Origin of the sequence: Pseudomonas sp. R19M, from assembly GCF_050312585.1 — a bacterium.
Classification (GTDB): domain Bacteria; phylum Pseudomonadota; class Gammaproteobacteria; order Pseudomonadales; family Pseudomonadaceae; genus Aquipseudomonas; species Aquipseudomonas palleroniana.
The window spans coordinates 58770-78734 of the sequence record NZ_JBNPJV010000083.1 but is presented as its reverse complement, the minus strand read 5'-3'; the positions used below and the strand labels follow the sequence as shown (position 1 = coordinate 78734).

Below are 19965 nucleotides of genomic sequence, written 5' to 3'. Positions count from 1 at the left end.
GAGCCTGTCGGTCAACAGGCGATGAGCCGATGGTAAAGAGCCCTCGCTGCCGGGCGAATGCGCCGTTGGCAGGAGGGCCCTGGTCATTTGGTCGTAGAACTAGTGCTTGGCGACCAGTTCCTTGGGGAGCTTGAAGGTCCAGAGCATGCCGCCCTGGTTGAAGTCCTTGACCCGCTTGGCCACCTCGCCGCCCCACAGCGGCACCGCGCCGCCCCAGCCGGAGAGCACCGACACGTACTGCTCGCCGTCCATCTCCCAGGTCACAGGCGAGCCGAGCACGCCGGAGCCGGTCTGGAACTCCCAGACTTTTTCCCCGGTCTTGGCATTGAAAGCCTGCAGGAAGCCTTCCGGCGTACCGGTGAAGACCAGGTTGCCCTTGGTGGTCAGCACCCCGCCCCACAGCGGCGCGAAGTTCTTGTGGCGCCAGACTTCCTTGCCGGTTTTCGGGTCGATGGCGCGCAGCACGCCGATATAGTCTTCATTCAGCGGTTTGATGGTGAAGCCCGCGCCGAGAAACGCCGCGCCTTTCTTGTAGGCGATGCCTTCGTTCCAGATGTCCATGCCCCACTCGTTGGACGGCACGTAGAACAGCCCGGTGTCGCGGTTGTAGGCCATCGGCATCCAGTTCTTCGCCCCCAGGAACGCCGGGGCGACAAACACCGAGGTGCCTTTGGTTTCGCTGCCGGGGGCGCCGGGGCGGCTGGCTTCGTTGTAGATCGGCCGCCCGTCCTTATCCAGGCCGCTGGCCCAGGTGATCTTGTCGACAAACGGGAAGCCGCGGATGAATTTACCGTTGGTACGGTCGAGCACGTAGAAGAAGCCGTTGCGGTCGGCAGTGGCCGCCGCCTTGATTTCCTTGCCGCCTTCGCTGTAGTTGAAGGAAATCAACTCGTTGACGCCGTCAAAGTCCCAACCGTCGTGCGGCGTGCTCTGGAAATGCCACTTGATGCTGCCGTCATCCGGGTTCAGCGCCAGGCGCGAAGAGGAATAGAGGTTATCGCCAGGACGCAGGTGGGAGTTCCACGGTGCCGGGTTGCCGGTGCCGAACAGCAGCAGGTTGGTTTCCGGGTCGTAGTAGCCGCCCAACCAAGGCGCGGCGCCGCCGGTTTTCCATAGGTCGCCGGGCCAGGTCTTGCCCGGCGCACCGCCGGAAATGCCGTTTTCCACGGCCTTGCCGTCCTTGTACACGTAGCCCATATGCCCTTCTACCGTGGGCCGGGTCCACAGCAGGTCGCCGTTTTTCGGGTCATACGCTTCGATCTTGCCCACCACGCCGAACTCGCCACCGGCCACGCCGGTAATCAGCTTGCCGTTGATCACCAAGGGCGCGGCGCTGATGGAGTAGCCTTCCTTGTGATCGGCGACTTTTTTACTCCATACCACTTTGCCGGTGTCTTTGTTCAGCGCCACGAGCTTGGCGTCGAGCGTGCCGAAGAACACCAGGTCGCCGTACAGTGCCACGCCCCGGTTGATCACGTCGCAGCAGGGGCGAATGTCATCGGGCAAGCGCGCGTCGTATTGCCAGAGTTTCTTGCCGGTGCGCGCATCGACCGCGAATACCCGCGAGTAGGAGCCGGTAAGGTACATGACCCCGTCCTTGACCATCGGCTGCGCCTGCTGCCCACGTTGTTTCTCGCCACCAAAGGAAAACGCCCAGGCCGGGCGCAGGTCTTTGACGTTGTCGACATTCAGCGTATCGAGCGGGCTGTAGCGCTGGCCCTGGACGCCCAGGCCATTGGTCACGATCTGGCCGGGGTTTTTCGGGTCCTGGAGAATATCCTGATCGGTCACGGCGGCATGGGCCTGGCCGGCCAGCAGGAGGGCACCGAGCAACACACTCAAGGCGAAGGGTTGGCGGCGTGCGGGTTGGGTCATGACGGCTACCTCTGCGGTTTTTTGTTATACCCGGGAAATTTTCCCGGTCTGCCGGCGATTCTTGAGCGCAGCGGCCGCCGTCACAATTGACCGCTGTATCGAGATTGCTAGTTCCTTAGTAGCGGGGCCGGCGTGTCGACCCGTTGCAATTGCTCGCGTTCGTAACGCGGGTACAGGTGGCTGACGCTGCGGATCAGCTCGTAGCGGTTCAGGCGGATCGCGGCGAAACGCTCGGGGATCGGGCTGCGGATCAGCTCGGCCATCTCGCTGCCCTGTGCGGCGCCGTCGCGCAGCAGCTGGTCGAGCCAGGTCAGGTAGTCGCGCATTTGCTCAAGGGGTCGCGCATCGCCGGCGACCGGGCCGTGGCCGGGCACCAGCAGGGTCCAGGGCAAGGCCTGCAGGCGTTCGATATCCGCCAGCCATGCCGCTAGCCCCGGGCTGTTGGGGGTGGTGGGCGCACGTTGGTAGAACACCAGGTCGCCGGCGAACAGCACACCGGTCTTGCTGTCGAGGATCGCCAGGTCCGCGCCGGTATGCCCGGTGAACGCCAGCAAGCGCAGATCATGGCTGCCGACGCTCAGCACACCTGGTTCGAGCACCTGGGTAGGCAGCACCACTTCGGTACCGCGCATCCAGTCACCGACCAGGCGATAGAGGTTTTCAGCCATGCCATCGCCCTGCTCGTGAAGCAAGCGCGTGGTGTCGGCCAGGGCGCCGATCGGCACCGTCTTGAACGCCTGGTTGCCCAAGGCGTGGTCGGGGTGATGATGGGTCAGCAGCACCTGGATCACCGGTTTGGTAGTGACGCTGGCAATCGCCTGGCGCAGCGCTTCGCCGTAGCGCCTGGACGGCCCGGTGTCGATCACCACCACGCCGGCTTCGGTGACGATGAACGCGGTGTTGACGATGTTGCCGCCATTGGTCTTGTTGAAGTTGTCGGTGCTGCCTTCCAACAGCCAAGTGTCGTCGGCAATCAGACGGGGCTTGAGCGCGTAGTCGAGATCCGCCAGCGCGGGCAGGCTCAGGCACAGGCAACACAGCAGTATCCAGCGCATACCGCGCTCCTTGAGGTCAGGGGATGGCGGCGTCGATCTGGTTGCCGCTGTTGTCCCGCAGCAGCAGGCGCGTCGGCCCCGCCTTTTGGATGTCGAATGCCAGGTTGGGGTTTTCGCTGACCGCCGGGAACAACTCAAGCTCCGCCAGTACCTGGCCCTGAGCGTCGCGCAGTTGGGCGTGGTTGAGATAAAACTCCGGGATACCGCTGACCAGGCCATTGTCCATCGGGTGCGCCACCTGCACGCGCACGCGGCTGAACTCACCACGCGGATAACGCCCGCCCAGTACCTCGCCGATATGCTCTTCCCAGCCCGGCTGGGTGCGCACCACACTGGGTGCGGTGCAACCGCCACCGGCCGCGTCGATCAGGGCCGAGCCGACATGCCACACGCCATCATCGGTGAGCACCGCCGCGCGCAGCGGCGTGGCTTGTTCGATACGGATGCGGATCGACAACCACGGCAATACGCCGGCCTTGGGGTGGAAGTCGACGATCTTCGGCAACGGGTTGAGTTCGGCCCAAGCCAGGATGTTCACCACGTGGCCATTGAAGGCGCGGGCGTCGATCTCCAGCGGCACCTGCCGCGCATCTTCGGCAAACGGCGGCGCCAGCAGCTTGACCCGCTCGTCGAACACGAACGGTGCATCGCCCAAGAACTGCTGCTGATAAAACGCCCACATCACCGACGGCACCGGATCCACCTGCGTGGCGTGGGCCGCAAGCGGCAGCCAGCACGCCAACATCAGCCTCAGGCGCCAGTTCATTGGTACATCTCGGGCACTTCATAGCGCAGGCCGTAATGCTGGTAGATGGCTTGCAGCGAGCCGTCGCGGATCAAGCCTTCCAACGCCTCCTCCACGGCATAGGCCAACTGGCGGTTGCTTTCATGCACCGCCATGCCGATCTCCCAGCGTTGTTTGCCCATATTGGGGTAGGCGTTTTCAGCCAAAGCCAGTTGCGGGTCGTGGGCCTCATGCACCTGCCAATCGATTTCACCGCGCATGGCCATCACCGCGTCGACCTTCCCGGCCTTCATCGCCGCAAAGGCCTGGGGTACGCCCGGGTAATGATGGGTCTTGCCGGCGAGCATGCCGTTGAACACCGAGGTGAGGTAGAACGACGGCACGCTGTCGACTTCGACGCCGATGGGGTGCTGTTCGAATACCGCCACACTGGCGACGCTGTCCAGGCGCCGACGGTCATAGGCCACCTGCCATTGTTCATTTTGGTAGGGGCCGAACATCACCACCTGGCCGTTTTCCAGTTCGCCCTGGTCGTTGCGCCTCTGCGCATAGTCGTGATCGTAGGGCGCACGCAGCATCAGGTCGGCCAATTGATGATGGTGCAACGGGCTGCCGCGCCAGATGTAGTCGCGCAGGTCGTCGTCGAGCTTCTCCCCGGCGGGCGCCCAGATCAGCGTCAACCGTACGCCCAGGGCCTTGGCCAGCGCCTGCGCGAGTTCCACATCGACCCCGCGCGGCGTTGTGCCCTGTTCGAAGCTGTAGGGGGCGAAGTTTTTGTACACCGCCACTTTCAGCTCACCCGCGGCGATGATCTGGTCATAGCTGCGCACCTGCGCCTGGGCGATCTGGCCGCACAGCAAGCACAGGCCCAGCAGCGCTGCGAACAGGCGCATGGCTTACTCCTCGACGCGCACGGAGTCCAGGTAAGTGCGCACCGCCCACAAAGCCTCCTGGCTCAGGTAGTCGGCCATTTTCGGCATGTACACCCGCCCGTCACGCACTGCGCCATTGCGCACGCGCTCGACAAACCACTCATCCCCCGCCTCGCCGGCGTCCAGCAGGCGCAGGTCAGGCGCGATACCACCGGACTTGGCTTCCAGCCCATGGCACGCGGCGCAGTTCTGGTTGTAGGCGGAGGCGCCGATCTCCACGGCTTTATCGTGCTCGGGCGAGGTGCGATAAGGGTTCACGGCGGCCCAGCCGTCAGCGTCGACCGCCACTCCGGCATCCTTGATCGACGTCAGGCCTTTGGTCTCCACCGCTTGCGGCACCACATTGCCATGGGCCAGCGCGGAACCGGCACCGATCACACCGACCAACAGCCCGGCCACGAGCAAGGCATTGCGTTTTGTTGTCATTATTTTTGCCCTCAGGATTGCACGCAAAACCTCATGGTTTGAGGTTATGGCAGGCATCTTAAAAACCCTGGGCCACGGGCCGTATGCTGCTTTGGTGGCCGCGCCCTCCTCCCTTGGTAGTAGGGCTTGTGGGGCACGTCTGAAACAGCGGCGCTGCGGAACGTCTTGCCGGCCTCGGCGGACTTGCGGGCTACGACCTTGGTACTGGCTCAGCGGTACTTTCTGCATATTTGCAGGGGGAACGGGGCTTTCTATGCTGGCGCTACCTGTCATGGAGTGCCTTATGCGCCAGCTTGCCCCCTACGCCGTGATCTGCCTGCTGGCGATGGTGTGTGCCCCTGGCAGCCAGGCCGCCGAGGCACCGTTGCCGGTGCCCATCGGTTACCTGGGGTATCGCCCCGACCCGGGGCCGTTGCTGTCCAATGTGATCGGCGAACCCGCCGACGCCGGGCAACGCGGCGCTGAATTGGCGATCATCGACAGCAACAGCACCGGCGCCTTTCTCAACCAGCATTACAGCCTCACCAGCGCCACGGTCGACACGCCCGAGGCCCTGCTCGCCGCCGCCAAGGCCCAGCATGACCAGGGCCTGCGCCTGTTCGTGGTCAACGCCCCCGCCGCCAGCCTGCGCCAACTCAGCGCCGCATTGCCCGACAGCCTGTTGTTCAACGCCGGCAGCCCCGATGACCGCCTGCGCAGCACCGACTGCCTGGGCAACGTGCTGCACAGCCTGGCGAGCCGCGCGATGCTGGCCGATGCGCTGATGCAGTTTCTGGTGGTACGCAAATGGCAACGGGCGCTGCTGATCGTCGGCCCGACCGAGGATGACCAAGCCTATGCCGCCGCCCTGCGCCGCGCCGCCAAGCGTTTCGGCGTGCGCTGGGTCGCGGAAAAAGCCTGGCGTTTCGATAACGATCAACGCCGCAGCGCCCAGGCCGATATGCCGCTGTTCACCCAGGCGGATGACTATGACGTGGTACTGGTGGCCGACGAGCGCGGCGACTTCGGCGAATACGTGCCCTACCAGACCTGGTACCCGCGCCCGGTGGCCGGCACCCAGGGCTTGACCCCCACCGGCTGGCACAAAACCGTGGAGACCTACGGCGCCGCGCAATTGCAAAAGCGCTTCGAAGCCCTGGCCGGGCGCTGGATGAACGACCGCGACTTCGCCGCCTGGATGGCGGTGCGCAGCGTCGCCAGCGCCGTCAGCAAGCTGCGTCAGGCCGACCCCATGGCGATCCGCCAACTGGCGCTGGGCGAGCAACTGCCGCTGGATGGTTTCAAGGGCCGCAAGCTCAGTTATCGCCCCTGGAATGGCCAACTGCGCCAGCCGATCCCCATCGTGCAACCGCGGGCGCTGGTCAGTACCTCGCCTCAAGAGGGTTTCCTGCATCCCTTCAACGAGATGGACAGCTTGGGCTATGACCAGCCCGAGGTGACCTGCCGCTATCCCTGAACACTTAAAACAATAAGGAATCCGCCATGCGCCGCACCCTGCTTTCATGCGCCCTGCTGCTTGCCGCCGGGCACGCCGTGGCCAGCACCGCCTGGGTCTCCAACGAGAAAGACAACAGCCTGAGCCTGATCGACATGCAGACCCTGCAAGTCACCGACACCCTCAAGGTCGGCCAGCGTCCACGCGGCCTGCTGCTATCCCATGACAATAAGCTGCTGTACATCTGCGCCAGTGACTCGGACCGGGTGCAAGTGATGGACGTGGCCACCCGCAAGATCGTCAAGGAGCTGCCCTCCGGCAAAGACCCCGAGCAATTTGCCCTGCACCCCAATAACCGCTGGTTGTATGTGTCCAACGAAGACGATGCACTGGTCACGGTGATCGACACCGAAACTGCCAAGGTGCTGGGCCAGATCAACGTCGGCGTCGAACCCGAAGGCATGGCGGTCAGCCCCGACGGCAAGTGGGCGGTGAACACCAGCGAAACCACGAACATGCTGCATTGGATCGACACCCGTACCCAGACGCTGGCCGACAGTACCCCGGTGGACCAGCGCCCGCGCTTTGTCGAATTCAGCCACGACGGTGCGCAGCTCTGGGCCTCGGCGGAAATCGGCGGCACCGTGACGATTCTCGACGTGGCCAGCCGTGCAATCCTCAAGACCCTGACCTTCAAGATCAAGGGCGTGCACCCGGACAAGGTGCAACCGGTGGGCATCAAGCTCAGCGCCGACGGCAAGTACGCATTTGTCGCCCTGGGCCCGGCCAACCATGTGGCGGTGATTGACGCCAAGACGTTCGAAATCCTCGACTACCTGGTGGTCGGCCGCCGCGTCTGGCAACTGGCGTTCACGCCCGATGAGAAACAGTTGCTGGCCACCAACGGCGTGAGCGGCGATGTGTCGGTGATCGATGTGGACAGCCTCAAGGTGGTCAAGTCGATCAAGGTCGGGCGCTACCCATGGGGTGTGGTGGTGACACCATGAACGCGTTGGACGTCAGCCGGCTCAGCTTCGCCTATGGCCCTCGGCAGGCGTTGCAGGCGGTGAGTTTCAGCCTGGCGCCGGGGCAGTTTGCAGCGTTGCTGGGGCCGAACGGGGCAGGCAAGTCGACCTTGATCGCCCTGCTCACGCGCTTGTACGACTTGCAGGCCGGCACGATCCGGGTGGGCGGGCATTGCCTGGCGCAGGCCCCGCGTGCGGCATTGCAGCAACTGGGGGTGGTGTTCCAGCAAAGCACCCTGGACCTGGATTTGAGCGTGGAACAGAACCTGCGTTATCACGCCGCGCTGCATGGCCTGTCGCGTCGCGAGGCGGCCGCACGGGTCGACGCCGAGCTGGCTCGCCAGGCCCTTGGCGAACGTCGCCGGGAGCGGGTGCGCGAACTCAATGGCGGCCACCGGCGCCGGGTGGAAATCGCCCGCGCACTGCTGCACGGGCCGCGCCTGCTGTTGCTCGACGAAGCCAGCGTGGGCCTCGACCCGGCCAGCCGGCTGGCGCTCAACCAGCACGTGCGCAGCCTGTGCCTGGACCAGGCAATCAGTGTGTTGTGGACCACCCACCTGCTCGATGAAGTGCGCGCCGAGGATGCATTGCTGATCCTGCATCAAGGCCGCTTGGTGGCCAGCGGGCAGGTCGACACGCTGATACGCGAACAAGGCGGCGACCTGGGCAGCCTGTTCGCCCGCCTGACACGCCCCACGCCGACGGGAGCTTTGGCATGAACGCTTACTGGCAATGTCTGCGCGGCATCGTGTTGCGCGAATGGCTGCGCTTTGTGCTGCAGCGCACGCGCTTTCTCAGCGCCCTGGTGCGCCCGCTGCTGTGGCTGCTCGTATTCGCCGCTGGCTTTCGCGCCGCCCTGGGGATCTCGGTGATCGAACCCTACGACACCTATATCCCCTACGAGGTGTACATCATTCCGGGGCTGGCCTGCATGATCCTGCTGTTCAACGGCATGCAAGGGTCGCTGGCGATGGTGTACGACCGCGAAATGGGCAGCATGCGGGTGCTGCTCACCAGCCCGTTGCCGCGCACGTTCCTGCTGTGCAGCAAACTGATGGCGACCGCGTTGATTTCGTTATTGCAGGTGTATGGGTTCCTGGCGATTGCCTGGGTCTACGGCGTGCAACCGCCGGCCATGGGCCTGTTGCTGGCGTTGCCGGCGTTGCTGCTGGTGGCCCTGATGCTCAGTGCCCTGGGCCTGTTGCTGTCGAACGCGATCCGCCAGTTGGAGAACTTCGCCGGGGTGATGAATTTTGTGATTTTCCCGTTGTTCTTCCTGTCGTCGGCGCTGTACCCGCTGTGGAAGATGCGCGACTCCAGCGAGTGGCTGTATTGGTTGTGCGCAATCAACCCGTTCACCCATGCGGTAGAACTGGTGCGTTTTGCCTTGTACGAACGCTTCGCCCCCCTGGCCCTGGCGGTGTGCCTGGGGCTGACCCTGACGTTCGCGCTGCTGGCGGTACTGACGTTCAACCCTCAGCATGCGGCCCTGCGCAAGAAAGGCTGAAAACTACTACTTTGGTACTGGTTTTCGTGTCTATCGTCGCATTCCCAAGGGCTCGGGACTGGCGTGTAATGGCGGCATAACGATAAGGACTACCCTGCCATGCTGCCCGCTCGATTGCCCCTGTTGGCCCTGTTGTGCCTGTTTGTCGCCCGCGCCCAGGCCGACACGCCGCTGTTTTCCGCCGACGGCATGCGCATCAGTCTGTATCGCAGCCCGACTCCCGAGCAGGTGAACGGCGCAACGACCCTCGACACGCCGGCCCTGCAAGCCCTGCTCACCCAGACCCCGCCACCGGTGTTGATCGACGTTTACCGCCGCCCCTGGCTGCAAGGCCGCTTCATTGAAGACCAGCCTCACGCCAACCTGCCCGGCAGCCACTGGCTGGCCAATACCGGCGACGGCGACCTCACGCCTGAGTGGCAGGGATATTTCGTGCGCCACTTGTACCGCTACACCGCCGGCGACCTGACACGAGCGCTGGTGTTCTATTGCCGCTCCGATTGCTGGTTGAGTTGGAACGCGGTAAAACGAGCCGCCGACCTGGGCTATACCTCTGTGTACTGGTATCGCGACGGCCTGGACGCGTGGGAAGCGGCAAACCTGCCGGTGGCAACGGCACAACCAGAACCCTTCCAATAATCAGAATAAAAAGGTGAACGGCCATGTACAAAATCCTGATTGCCGACGATCACCCGCTGTTTCGCGAAGCGATCCACAACGTCATCAGCGATGGGTTCCCCGGCAGCGACATCATGGAAACCGCCGACCTGGACAGCGCCCTCGCCCTGACCCAGGACCACGATGACCTCGACCTGATCCTGCTGGACCTGAACATGCCGGGCATGCACGGCCTCAATGGGCTGATCAACCTGCGCAACGAGTCGCCGACCATCCCGGTGGTGATCGTTTCGGCCGAGCAAGACAAGCAGATCGTGCTGCAAGCCATCACCTATGGCGCGGTGGGCTTCATCACCAAGTCCTCGCCGCGCCAGCAAATGACCGAGGCGATCCAGCAAATCCTCAACGGCAACGTGTACCTGCCGTCGGACATCATCCGCACCCAGAAAAACACCGGGCAACGGCGCATGCACGACAACCCGGGCTTTGCCCCGGAATTGCTGCAGGCGCTGACACGCAAGCAATTGCTGGTGCTGGAGCGCATGACCAAGGGGGAGTCGAACAAGCAGATCGCCTATACCCTGGAGATTGCCGAGACCACGGTGAAGGCCCATGTGTCGGCAATCCTGCGCAAGCTGAATGTGCACAACCGCGTCCAGGCGATCCTCAGTGCCGGGGACATTGATTTCGGCTCATACCTGCGCCGCTGACCTCACCCCACGCCAGGGGTTTCTTGTAGGAGCGAGCTTGCTCGCGAAAAACTCACAGGCGCCGCGTTCATTCAGGCAACACGCGTTATCGTTGACGTTTTTTTCGCGAGCAAGCTCGCTCCTACAGGGCCGGGCCGAGCAGGTGGCTCATGGCGGTCTTGAGTTTCATGGGGCGCACAGGCTTGTGCATCAACGTGTACCCCAACTCACGGATCTGCAGCTTCAACTCATTGCTGTAGTTGGCGGTGATCATCATGGCCGGGATCGCACTGCCGCGCCGGGCGTTGATGCGGGCCACGGCGTCCACCCCGTTCTGATCGTCGTCCAGGTGGTAGTCGGCGATCAACAGGTCGGCCTCGGCGTGGTAGTTATCCACCTGCCGCGCCAGGTCCTGCTCCGACAACGCCGTGATGACCCGGCAGCCCCACCCTTCCAGTAACGTGCGCATACCGGCGCAGATCGCCGCGTCGTTATCCAGCACCCACACCCGCGCACCTTGCAGGCGCTCCAGCAACGGTTCGCTCATCGCCACCATCGGCAGCGGCCTGGGCGCAGTAGCGCTGAGCGGCACCTCCACCGCAAACATCGAACCCTTGCCCGGCCAGGACCGGACGCTGATGCGATGGCCGAGTATCCCGGCGATCTTTTCCACGATCGCCAGCCCCAGGCCCAACCCCCGGTCCTGATCCGGGCGCTGCACATCGCCGCGCTTGAACTCCTGGAAAATCTCCTCCAGGCGCTCCTCGGCGATGCCCATGCCGCTGTCCCACACCTGGATCGACAACCGTTGCGGATGGCGCCGGCAACCGAGCACTACGCGGCCCTTATAGGTGTAGCGAAGCGCGTTGCTCAACAGGTTGCGCAAGATCCGCGCAAGCAACTGGATATCACTGCGTACCAGCGCCGAGCAGCCGATAAAGCGCAGTTCCAACCCTTCGGCGCGGGCCAATTGGGTGTATTCGGCGGCCAGGTTATCCAGCAGTTCGCTGAGGGCAAAAGGCGCGATGTCCGCCTTGATCACGCCTGCATCCAGCTTGGAAATATCCACCAAGGTGCCCAGCAGGTTTTCCACGTCTTCCAGGGAGTTGCTCACGTTGCGCACCAGGGTTTCGCTGGGGCGTTCGAGCAAGGCGCTGGTAAACAGCCGAGCGGCATTGAGCGGTTGCAGCAGGTCATGGCTGACGGCGGCGAGGAATTTGGTTTTCGACAGGTTGGCCTGCTCGGCCTCCAGCTTGGCTTCGCGCAGGCGGGTCTCCATGCGCCGACGTTCATCGATCTCCTTCAACAACTGGTCGTTGAGTGCGGTCAGTTCCGAGGTGCGCTGGGCGACGCGCTGCTCCAGATGTTGATAGGCCTGGTGCAAGGCTTCGGCCGTGCGGCGACGCTCGGTGATGTCGCGGATCAGCACGAAGATCCCGACCACTTCGCCCGTGGCCAACACGTTCGGCACATAGGAACGCAGCATATAGCGCTCCTGGTTATTGATATTGGTTTCGGCGAATTCGAAGGTCACGCTCTCCCCGGCCAGGGCGCGGGCGACATACGCGTCCAGCCGCCGGCAATGCTGCTCGCTGTGCACTTCGCGCAGGCTTTGCCCGAGCATCATGCCGCGCGGCCAGCAGTACCACTCTTCATACACCTTGTTGGTGAATTCGTAGACCAGGTCGGCATTCAGGTAGCCGATCAGGGCAGGCACGTTGTCGGTGATCAAGCGAATCCAGCGCTCGCTTTCCTGCGCCTTCTGCGCCGCGACCTGTTCGCCGCGCAAGGTTTCGGCGCGCAGCCGGGCGTTGATCAGCAAATGGTTGCTGGCCTTGAGTTCGGCCATCGCCTGGTTGAGTGCATCGGTGCGTTCGCGCACTTGCTCGGCCAACACCACCGAATGCTGGAAGGTGGTGTAAGGGCTGTTGCCCTGGGGCAGGCCCGACTCGATGCGCTCGATCAGCGCCGCATTGATGCGCGCCAGCTTGTGGTTGTCCTGTTGCAACCGGGCCACCTGGGCGAGCAGTTCAGCGTCGGCCTCGGGCAATGGCGACCCCGGTGAAGGTCTGGTTGATGTGCATGCCATTGAACTGTTCTCCGTAGGTGTTGAAGCCCATCACCCGGTGGTCGCGCAGGAACGTGCCGATCGGCTCCAGGTCGCCGTTGCCTTCCAGTTCCAGGCGGCGAAGGAAGCAGTCGCAGCCGATGGTCAGCAGCAGCTCGCCGAGACGCGATTGCAGGCCGTCGAACAAGGTTTCCAGGTTGGGCAGGATCGGCCCTGGTGTCATCGCGGTGAGCACGATGCCGTTTTCCACCGCGCAGTAGAAACTCAGGCTCAGGTCGTCATGCACCTGCTGGATCGCGCGCACGTAGTAATAGTCGTGGATACGCACCGCCAACGGGTGCGCAGCGAAGATGCGGTGGTCAAGGTCGGCCACCGCGACGCCGATATGGCGCGCGTACTCTTCGGCGGCGGGCTCGGCGTTGAGCTCGAACACGCGACGCGACGGGCTGTCGGCGCCGGTCACCACCAGTTTCTCGGTACGCGGCTGGATGTGGTGGGTGGTGAACACCTCGAAATCCAGCCAGGTATTGACCAGCACCACCACCGCCGCTCCGCTGTGGAAGACGCCGTTGAAGTACACGTGGGTATGCAGGAAATTGTCATCGCCGGCCGAGCCGCCGAAGTGCGGGATATCGCCCAGGGCGGCGCTGAGGGCAGCCAGCACCATTTCTTCGCGGCTGGACAGGCCGTCGAGCAAGGTCAGGGCGAACGTATTGCCCTTGATCGGCGCCAGGGTGTTGCTGCGACAGCCGCCGACCAGGCGCTCGACCATGTCCTGGGCGTTGATCAGGCTGAAGTGTTCCACCTGATCGATCAGTTCGGTGGCGATGGAGAAATGCGCGTGGTTGAACCCTATCGCGGTGATGCAGTTACGGCCGTAGCCCTGGGGCGTGATCTCGCCCGCGCTGGTGCAACCGACCACGCGCACCGTGCCGAAGCATTGCTGCAAGGCATTGCCCAACGCCTGCAGATCGTACGACGCCGAGCAAAAAAACAGCACAAACCCCAGGTACGGATGCAGCAGCTGTCGCGCCAACTCTTCGGCGGCCTGCCCGGCATCCATGGCCTGTGACATGGCACTGACTACGCCTTCACTGTTGTACATCGTGTGCTCCCCCTCTGAGGCATGAGTGTACGAAGGGTCGGGGGTGGCACCTATGCTACTTGGGTACTGGGTGGGGGGATGCGATGGGATAAGGCTTGCAAGCGCGCACGCGGCCTTTGGGGGCAAAGCGCGGGTGCTTTGGGCGGGCCACGGGTGCCCGGCAAGTTGGGTGTAAGACGGGCCCGGTCGCAGGCCCGCCACTCAGGACGTAAGACCGGCCTTGAACAACATGCCAACCGCGACCAGGACGCACAGGCCGGCAAAACCCACCTGCAAGGCACGCGCCGGAACCCGCGCGCACAGGCGCCGACCGACCAGCATGCCGACGATACTGGCAGCGATGAACACCCAGCCCAGCGGCTCGATGCGCACACCCGCGTGGAACGCGCCCGCCACACCGATCAGCGAGATCAGGCTGATCACCATCAACGACGTGGCGACGATGCCACGCATCTGCACATCGGTGAGTTGCTTGAAGGCCGGTACGATCAGAAAGCCGCCGCCCACGCCCAGCAGGCCCGACACCGCCCCGGTCACAGCGCCCAGCGCCGCCAGCGTGGCGCTGCACTTGGCGGTCCAGGCCAGGCGCCCGGTCTGCTGGTTGAGCATGCAGTTTTTCTGGCCCCAGGACGCGCTGCCATGATCACTCGGCCCGGCCGCGGTTTTTTCGCGCTGCAACATGCGCCAGGCCACCAGCCCCATCAACCCACTGAACAGCGCCATCAGCAGGTGTTCCGGCAGTTGATGGGCGAGGAACACCCCCAAGGGTGAAAACAGCCCGCCGAGCACCGCGATCAGCAACGCGGCGCGATAGCGCACCAGGCCATGGCGCAACCCATCGATCGCGCCGACGGCCGCAGCGGCGCCGACGGCGAGCAGCGATACCGGCGCGGCCTGGGTCATGCTCAAGCCCAGCCCCAGGACCAACGCCGGCACCCCGAGGATCCCGCCGCCCGCGCCGGTCAAGCCCATTACCACGCCCATCAGCAAGCCCAACACACTGGCCAGCAGCATTCAGTCCACCTTGCTCAGGCGGGTCAGCCATTCACGGCCCTTGAGCATGCCGTTCCAGTAGAACCACGGCAGCAGGGTCGCCTTGAGGAACCACATCGAGCGCCGCGCCCGGGTCGGGTCGAGGGCAAAGGTCGGCAGCAGCTTGCCGCCGTAGCCGAATTCGGCCAGCACCACCTTGCCCTTCTCCACCGTCAGCGGGCAGGAACCGTAGCCGTCATACTTGAGCGGCAGCGGTGCCTGCTTGCGCAGGGCCAGCAGGTTTTCGGCGACCACCACGATTTGCTTGCGCACCGCCGCGGCGGTCTTGGCGTTGGTGGTGGAGCACACATCGCCCAGGCCGAAGATATGCGGGTAACGCAGGTGTTGCAGGCTGTGCGGGTTCACTTCGCACCAGCCGGCGGCATCGGCCAGGGCGCTGTGGCGGATAAAGTCCGGCGACACTTGCGGGGGCACCACATGCAGCAGGTCGAAGGTTTTTTCCTGGAGCGTGACGTTACCCTCGGCGTCTTTGACTTCAAACCAGGCCTTGCGGGCCGGGCCGTCGACTTTCACCAAGTTGGAATTGAACGCCAGCCGGGCGTTGTACTTTTCCACGTACTTCATCAACGGCGGAACAAAGGTCGCCACGCCGAACAACGCCGCACCCGCCAGATTGAACTCCACCTCCAGGCTGTTCAGGCGGCCCTGCTTGAGCCAGTGATCGCAGGACAGGTACATGGCCTTCTGCGGCGCACCCGCGCATTTGATCGGCATGGCCGGCTGGGTAAAGATCGCCTTGCCGCCCTTGAGTTGCTGCACCAATTGCCAAGTGTAGGCGGCATTTTCATAGCTGTAATTGGAGGTTACGCCGTTCTGGCCGAGGGTCGCTTGCAGGCCCTCGACCTTCTCCCAGGCCAGGCGCAGGCCGGGGCACACGATCAGGTTGTTCCAGGTCACGCGCTGGCCGCTGTCGAGCACCAGAGTCTGTGCGTCCGGCAGCAGTTCGGTGACGGCGGCCTGCACCCAGGTGACGCCATTGGGCAGCACGTCGGCCAGGGGGCGGCGGGTCTTTTTCACGTCATAGGCACCGCCGCCCACCAGGGTCCAGGCCGGCTGGTAGCTGTGGTGAGCGTTCGGTTCAATCAGGATGATGTTCAGCTGTGGGTCGCGCTTGAGCAGGCTGGCCAGCAGGCCGATGCCTGCCGAGCCGCCGCCGATGACTACGATATCGCCACTGATGGTTGGGCCACAGTGTTGGTCATTCATGGTCAATCGCCTTCTTGTTGCATGCACACAAGGGTCGCTGCCGGATGGCGTCACGCCCAGCTTTTTATGACCGCGCCGCAGTACAGCCCGGACAGGGTTTTCATCACTTGAATCACTTCGTGGCTGGCCAGGCCGTAGAAAATGTATTTGCCTTCCCGACGGGTAGCGACCAGCCCTTCATCACGCAGGATGCCCAACTGTTGCGACAGGGTGGGCTGGCGTACGCCGGTCATGGTTTCCAGCTCGCCGACGTTGCGTTCACCTTGGGTCAACTGGCAGAGAATCAACAAACGATCCTCGTTGGCCAGCGCCTTGAGCAACGTGCAGGCCTTGGACGCCGACGCACGCAACTGGGCGACTTCGCCTTCACTCAACGTAGATTCCATTTGCCTCAGGTCCTTTGTGTCACTTAAGCTCAAAACATTATGTGTAAATGTAAAGTGATTGTAATCACTTTTTTCAGCATCAGGGACAGCCGTCATGTCAGCGTTGATTCAATCCTTTCTGGACGAGGCGTCGTCGACCTACACCTATGTCGTCTATGAAGCCGACGGCGGACCCTGCGCCATCGTCGACTCGGTGCTCAACTACGACCCCGCGTCCGGGCGCACCGATACGCGCCAGGCGGACAAAGTGATCAGCTTTGTGCAGGCCCACCAACTGCAGGTGCAGTGGCTGCTGGAAACCCATGCCCACGCCGATCACCTGTCCGCCGCGCCCTACCTGCGCCGGACCTTGGGCGGCAAGATCGCCATCGGCCAGTGCATCAGCAAAGTACAGGGCGTGTTCAAGAACCTGTTCAACCTGGAGCCGGAGTTTCGCGCCGATGGTTCACAGTTCGATCATCTGTTCGCGCCGGATGAAATCTTCTCTATCGGCGGGCTGAAAGCCCAGGCGCTACATGTGCCCGGTCATACACCGGCCGATATGGCTTACCTGATCGACGAGCGCCTGATCCTGGTGGGCGACACCCTGTTCATGCCCGACGTGGGCACCGCCCGCTGCGACTTCCCCGGCGGCGATGCGCGGCAGTTGTATGCGTCGATGCGCAAGCTGCTGGCCTACCCAGCGGATACCCAACTGTATGTATGCCACGACTATCCGCCTGCCGGTCGGGAGGCCAAGTGCCTGACAACCGTGGCGGAACAACGCGCTGGGAATATCCATGTGCATGACGGCGTGGATGAAGCGGCGTTTGTAGCCATGCGCACCCAGCGCGATGCCGGGCTGGGCATGCCGACGCTGCTGTTGCCGGCGATCCAGGTGAATGTGCGGGCGGGCAACCTGCCGCCCGCAGAAGATAACGGTGTGGTGTACCTGAAGATTCCACTCAACCAGCTCTGACGCGCACTTACTCGAAGTACGACGCTCGGGAGGGTGCGAGCCCCGACCACAATTCGTCGACATGCTTGAAGCCCCAGTCTTCGGTGTTTTCACGGCCGATGATCTTGTCCGGTTGCTCAGCCAGGTTGACCACCGACTGAGGAATCGGCAAACGTGAACGCACCGAAAAAAACACTTTGACCTTGGGCGCCAGCAGCGACTTGGAGCTTTGTTCGACCACCACGCCAATGCGACCACTTTCCAGGCGCACCAAGGCGCCAACAGGGTAAATGCCTACGCACCGAACAAATGCCTGGAACACCCGCGCATCAAAATGGCCTTTCCACTCCGCCATTCTCTGGATCGCTTCGGCGGGGCCCCAGCCTTGCTTGTAAGGGCGATCTGAGGTGACTGCGTCATACACGTCACACACCGCGCCCATCTGGGCGAACAGACTGATCTGGTCCTGCACCAACCCATCGGGGTAACCGCTGCCATCATGTTTTTCATGATGATGCAGACACACATCCAATACCCAGGTACTGATCTGCGGGCATAACCGTAACATCCGAGCGCCTTCCTCCGGGTGCCGGCGCACCGTGCCGAATTCCGTCTCGGTCAATTGGGCGGGCTTGTTCAAAATATCTTCGGGAATGGCCATTTTCCCTACGTCATGAAACAACCCCGCCAGCCCCGCTTCCTGGACCAACTCGGGCGAAAGTTCCAACTGCCGCGCCAGTGCGATCATCAAGCCACTGACGGCGACGGAGTGCATGTAGGTATACTCATTGGCCTTTTTCAGGCGCACCAGGCTGAGCAAGGCATGGGGGTGACGCAGCACGGAGCGGGAGATCTCCTCCACCAGGCTCGCCACCTGAGGCACATCCACCGCCTGCCCCATGCGCAGTTCGCTGAACATACGGATGACGGCACGTTTGGCGACCGCGCACACCTTCAGCGCCCGGGCTATCTCGTCCTTCATGTCCACCGCAGTCGCCACCACCGGGCGCACTATCCTTGTGTTATTGAGGGTAACCGCAGCCGGTCGAACACGTGGTGGCTCATCGCAGCCCTTGGCCGTGTCGATCCAGACCCGCCGGACCTGCGACATCAGCAAACGCTGCAGGTCCTCCTCGCGCTCCAGTAAAAAGCTGCTTCTCCAGAACCCGTGGTCGATCCATGGGCCCTCCAGCTTATGAATGTGCATGCCCAGAATCACCCGTGAGCACGGAATGCACTTCAACATTTGTCCATCCCCCAACGCCTGACTGCCCCCGCCATCAACTCACGGAGAACTTCGCCACGATCTGTTTCAGATCCACTGCCAGTCGCGACAGTTCCTGGCTGGCGATGGACGTCTGGCCGGCAGCCGACGAACTCTGGATGGACAGGTCGCGGATGCTGATCAGGTTCTGGTCAACCGAACGCGCCACCTGGGCTTGCTGTTCCGAGGCGGTCGCGATCATCAGGTTGCGTTCGTTGATGTCGCTAATGGCTTGGGTGATCTGGGTAATGGCCACGCCGGCTTCATGGGCAACCTTCAAGGAATCCACCGCCTCGTCGCGATTGAGCGCCATGGACGCCACCGCCTCGCTCGAGCAGCTCTGGATCCTGGCAATCATCTGTTCGATTTCCTGGGTCGACGTTTGCGTTCTATGGGCCAACGCCCTGACTTCGTCGGCCACGACCGCAAAGCCTCGCCCCTGCTCCCCGGCCCGTGCGGCCTCGATCGCCGCATTCAAGGCGAGCAGATTGGTTTGCTCGGCAATCGAACGGATCACTTCGACCACCCGAGCAATGTCCTGGGCTTGCTTGGCCAGCCCTTCGACTTCCACCCCGGTCTGCTGCACCGTGGAACTCAACTTCTCAATCGATGCGATGGTTTGCGTCACACGCTCCTGGCCCACTTTGGCCGAGCGCTGGGAGTCTTGCGTCGACTGGGAGGCAGACACCGCATTCCTCGCGACTTCCTCCACCGCCGCAGTCATCTCATTGACGGCGGTGGCGGCCTGATCAGTCTCCATACTCTGGCGCTCAATGCCGGCGGTGGACTCGCGAGTGATCGCACTCATTTCCTCCGCTGCCGAAGCCAACTGGCCGGACGCTTCGGATATATGCTGCAGGGTGCTTTTCAGGTTCATTTGCATGGCGGCGGTCGACTTCTGCAGGTCGGTCAATTCGTCCTTGCCGCTGATGGCAATGGCCAGGCGCAGATCACCGTCGGCGATTTTGCCGGTCGATACCAACAACTCGCGCACCGGGTGGATGATGCTGCGGGTAAACAGCCGCGCGACTGCCACGGTGATCAGCACCGAGCAGACCATCAGCACCCAGGTAAACAAGCGGGCGGTCTCATGTTCACGCGCAGCGAATTGCACCGTTGACGTGGAGCCCTGTTCATTGATTGCTATCAACTCGTCCAGGGCCTTCTGCGCCTGAAGCCCAATCGGGCCGTTGACGTCACGCAGATACACCGCCATCTGCTCAGGAGAAAAGCTGGAAGCCTGGGCCAGGAACTCATCCATTTTCTGGCTGTAGCTCTTTATGTTGGTCAGCACTTCGTTGTACTTGGCTTGTTCCTCAGGGCTCGACACCATGGGTGCATAACTGTCGGCGACTTGCAGCGCCTCATCGCGTACGGCTTTGACCTTTTCAAGGGAAGCGGGGTCCTTGGCGCCGTATTCCATGGCATAACGGCGCAAATCGAGACGCAGTTTGTAAAAAGCGGTGTCAATCTTGCCCGCCAGACGAATGCTGGGAAGCCAGTTGGTATCTATTTCGACCGTCGACGAATACACCTGATCGACTTTTATGAGAGTCATTGCGCCTTGTATCAACAGCAGGAAACAGACCACACCGAAGCACAGTGTGGTACGAAAATTCAGTTTCAAGGATCTCATGGA

The 19965-nt window shown here is 62.9% G+C and carries 19 protein-coding genes; 7 read left to right on the top strand and 12 right to left on the bottom strand.

Annotated features, from left to right (window positions below; all coding sequences use genetic code 11):
* Nucleotides 1-99: 99 nt before the first annotated feature.
* The 5 genes from ACQRBT_RS18975 to pedF all read right to left on the bottom strand — a co-directional run bounded on the left by ACQRBT_RS18975 (nucleotide 100) and on the right by pedF (nucleotide 5033).
* Nucleotides 100-1875: a PQQ-dependent methanol/ethanol family dehydrogenase gene (locus ACQRBT_RS18975; RefSeq protein WP_060756787.1), complete on the bottom strand. Its 1776-nt coding sequence runs from the start codon at nucleotides 1873-1875 to the stop codon at nucleotides 100-102.
* A gap of 107 nt (nucleotides 1876-1982) precedes the next feature.
* Nucleotides 1983-2930 carry a quinoprotein relay system zinc metallohydrolase 1 gene (locus ACQRBT_RS18970; protein WP_412046270.1) on the bottom strand — a complete coding sequence of 316 codons (948 nt, stop codon included), beginning with the start codon at nucleotides 2928-2930 and terminating at the stop codon, nucleotides 1983-1985.
* Between the two features lie 16 nt (nucleotides 2931-2946).
* Nucleotides 2947-3696, bottom strand: coding sequence for a quinoprotein dehydrogenase-associated SoxYZ-like carrier (locus ACQRBT_RS18965; RefSeq protein ID WP_412046271.1), 750 nt, complete (start codon nucleotides 3694-3696; stop codon nucleotides 2947-2949).
* Nucleotides 3693-4568, bottom strand: coding sequence for a substrate-binding periplasmic protein (locus ACQRBT_RS18960; protein ID WP_060756790.1), 876 nt, complete (start codon nucleotides 4566-4568; stop codon nucleotides 3693-3695). The genes ACQRBT_RS18965 and ACQRBT_RS18960 overlap by 4 nt, the downstream gene beginning before the upstream one ends.
* A 3-nt stretch (nucleotides 4569-4571) precedes the next feature.
* Nucleotides 4572-5033, bottom strand: a complete 462-nt coding sequence (gene pedF / locus ACQRBT_RS18955; RefSeq protein WP_412046272.1) for a cytochrome c-550 PedF — start codon at nucleotides 5031-5033, stop codon at nucleotides 4572-4574.
* A 283-nt stretch (nucleotides 5034-5316) separates the two neighbouring features.
* Between pedF and ACQRBT_RS18950 the strand changes: the two genes are divergently transcribed.
* The 6 genes from ACQRBT_RS18950 (at nucleotide 5317) to ACQRBT_RS18925 (ending at nucleotide 10328) form a co-directional block, all read left to right on the top strand.
* Nucleotides 5317-6489, top strand: a complete 1173-nt coding sequence (locus ACQRBT_RS18950) for an ABC transporter substrate-binding protein (protein ID WP_205343585.1) — start codon at nucleotides 5317-5319, stop codon at nucleotides 6487-6489.
* Between the two features lie 26 nt (nucleotides 6490-6515).
* Nucleotides 6516-7475, top strand: a complete 960-nt coding sequence (locus tag ACQRBT_RS18945) for a YVTN family beta-propeller repeat protein (protein ID WP_161549220.1) — start codon at nucleotides 6516-6518, stop codon at nucleotides 7473-7475.
* Nucleotides 7472-8212, top strand: a complete 741-nt coding sequence (locus ACQRBT_RS18940) for an ABC transporter ATP-binding protein (RefSeq protein ID WP_412046273.1) — start codon at nucleotides 7472-7474, stop codon at nucleotides 8210-8212. The genes ACQRBT_RS18945 and ACQRBT_RS18940 overlap by 4 nt, the downstream gene beginning before the upstream one ends.
* Nucleotides 8209-9000, top strand: a complete 792-nt coding sequence (locus ACQRBT_RS18935) for an ABC transporter permease (RefSeq protein WP_244385493.1) — start codon at nucleotides 8209-8211, stop codon at nucleotides 8998-9000. Before ACQRBT_RS18940 ends, ACQRBT_RS18935 begins: the two co-directional genes overlap by 4 nt.
* A 99-nt stretch (nucleotides 9001-9099) precedes the next feature.
* Nucleotides 9100-9639 carry a PQQ-dependent catabolism-associated CXXCW motif protein gene (locus tag ACQRBT_RS18930; RefSeq protein WP_244385492.1) on the top strand — a complete coding sequence of 180 codons (540 nt, stop codon included), beginning with the start codon at nucleotides 9100-9102 and terminating at the stop codon, nucleotides 9637-9639.
* A gap of 23 nt (nucleotides 9640-9662) precedes the next feature.
* The gene (locus tag ACQRBT_RS18925; RefSeq protein WP_060756797.1) at nucleotides 9663-10328 is read left to right on the top strand and encodes a response regulator transcription factor; all 666 of its coding nucleotides are present in this window, start codon (nucleotides 9663-9665) and stop codon (nucleotides 10326-10328) included.
* A 121-nt stretch (nucleotides 10329-10449) separates the two neighbouring features.
* On the opposite strand, the gene ACQRBT_RS18920 is transcribed toward ACQRBT_RS18925, so the two are convergent.
* The 5 genes from ACQRBT_RS18920 to ACQRBT_RS18900 form a co-directional block, all read right to left on the bottom strand.
* Nucleotides 10450-12396 (bottom strand): PAS domain-containing hybrid sensor histidine kinase/response regulator, encoded by a 1947-nt coding sequence (locus ACQRBT_RS18920; RefSeq protein WP_412046274.1) that lies wholly within the window; start codon nucleotides 12394-12396, stop codon nucleotides 10450-10452.
* Complete coding sequence (nosP, locus tag ACQRBT_RS18915; RefSeq protein WP_412046275.1) at nucleotides 12338-13480, bottom strand: nitric oxide-sensing protein NosP; 1143 nt, start codon at nucleotides 13478-13480, stop codon at nucleotides 12338-12340. The genes ACQRBT_RS18920 and nosP overlap by 59 nt, the downstream gene beginning before the upstream one ends.
* A 201-nt stretch (nucleotides 13481-13681) precedes the next feature.
* Entirely contained in the window at nucleotides 13682-14494 is an 813-nt protein-coding gene (locus ACQRBT_RS18910; protein ID WP_161549224.1) for a sulfite exporter TauE/SafE family protein, read from the bottom strand.
* Complete coding sequence (locus ACQRBT_RS18905) at nucleotides 14495-15739, bottom strand: NAD(P)/FAD-dependent oxidoreductase (protein ID WP_412046276.1); 1245 nt, start codon at nucleotides 15737-15739, stop codon at nucleotides 14495-14497.
* Nucleotides 15740-15789: 50 nt separating this feature from the next.
* Nucleotides 15790-16125, bottom strand: coding sequence for an ArsR/SmtB family transcription factor (locus ACQRBT_RS18900; RefSeq protein WP_090370020.1), 336 nt, complete (start codon nucleotides 16123-16125; stop codon nucleotides 15790-15792).
* 94 nt (nucleotides 16126-16219) lie between these two features.
* Between ACQRBT_RS18900 and ACQRBT_RS18895 the strand changes: the two genes are divergently transcribed.
* Entirely contained in the window at nucleotides 16220-17083 is an 864-nt protein-coding gene (locus ACQRBT_RS18895; RefSeq protein WP_412046277.1) for an MBL fold metallo-hydrolase, read from the top strand.
* Between the two features lie 7 nt (nucleotides 17084-17090).
* On the opposite strand, the gene ACQRBT_RS18890 is transcribed toward ACQRBT_RS18895, so the two are convergent.
* On the bottom strand, nucleotides 17091-18308 hold the full coding sequence (locus ACQRBT_RS18890) for an HD-GYP domain-containing protein (protein ID WP_412046278.1): 1218 nt from the start codon (nucleotides 18306-18308) through the stop codon (nucleotides 17091-17093).
* Nucleotides 18309-18342: 34 nt separating this feature from the next.
* A complete protein-coding gene (locus ACQRBT_RS18885) occupies nucleotides 18343-19884 on the bottom strand; it encodes a methyl-accepting chemotaxis protein (RefSeq protein WP_427851685.1) in 1542 nt (513 codons plus the stop codon).
* Nucleotides 19885-19965 lie beyond the last annotated feature (81 nt).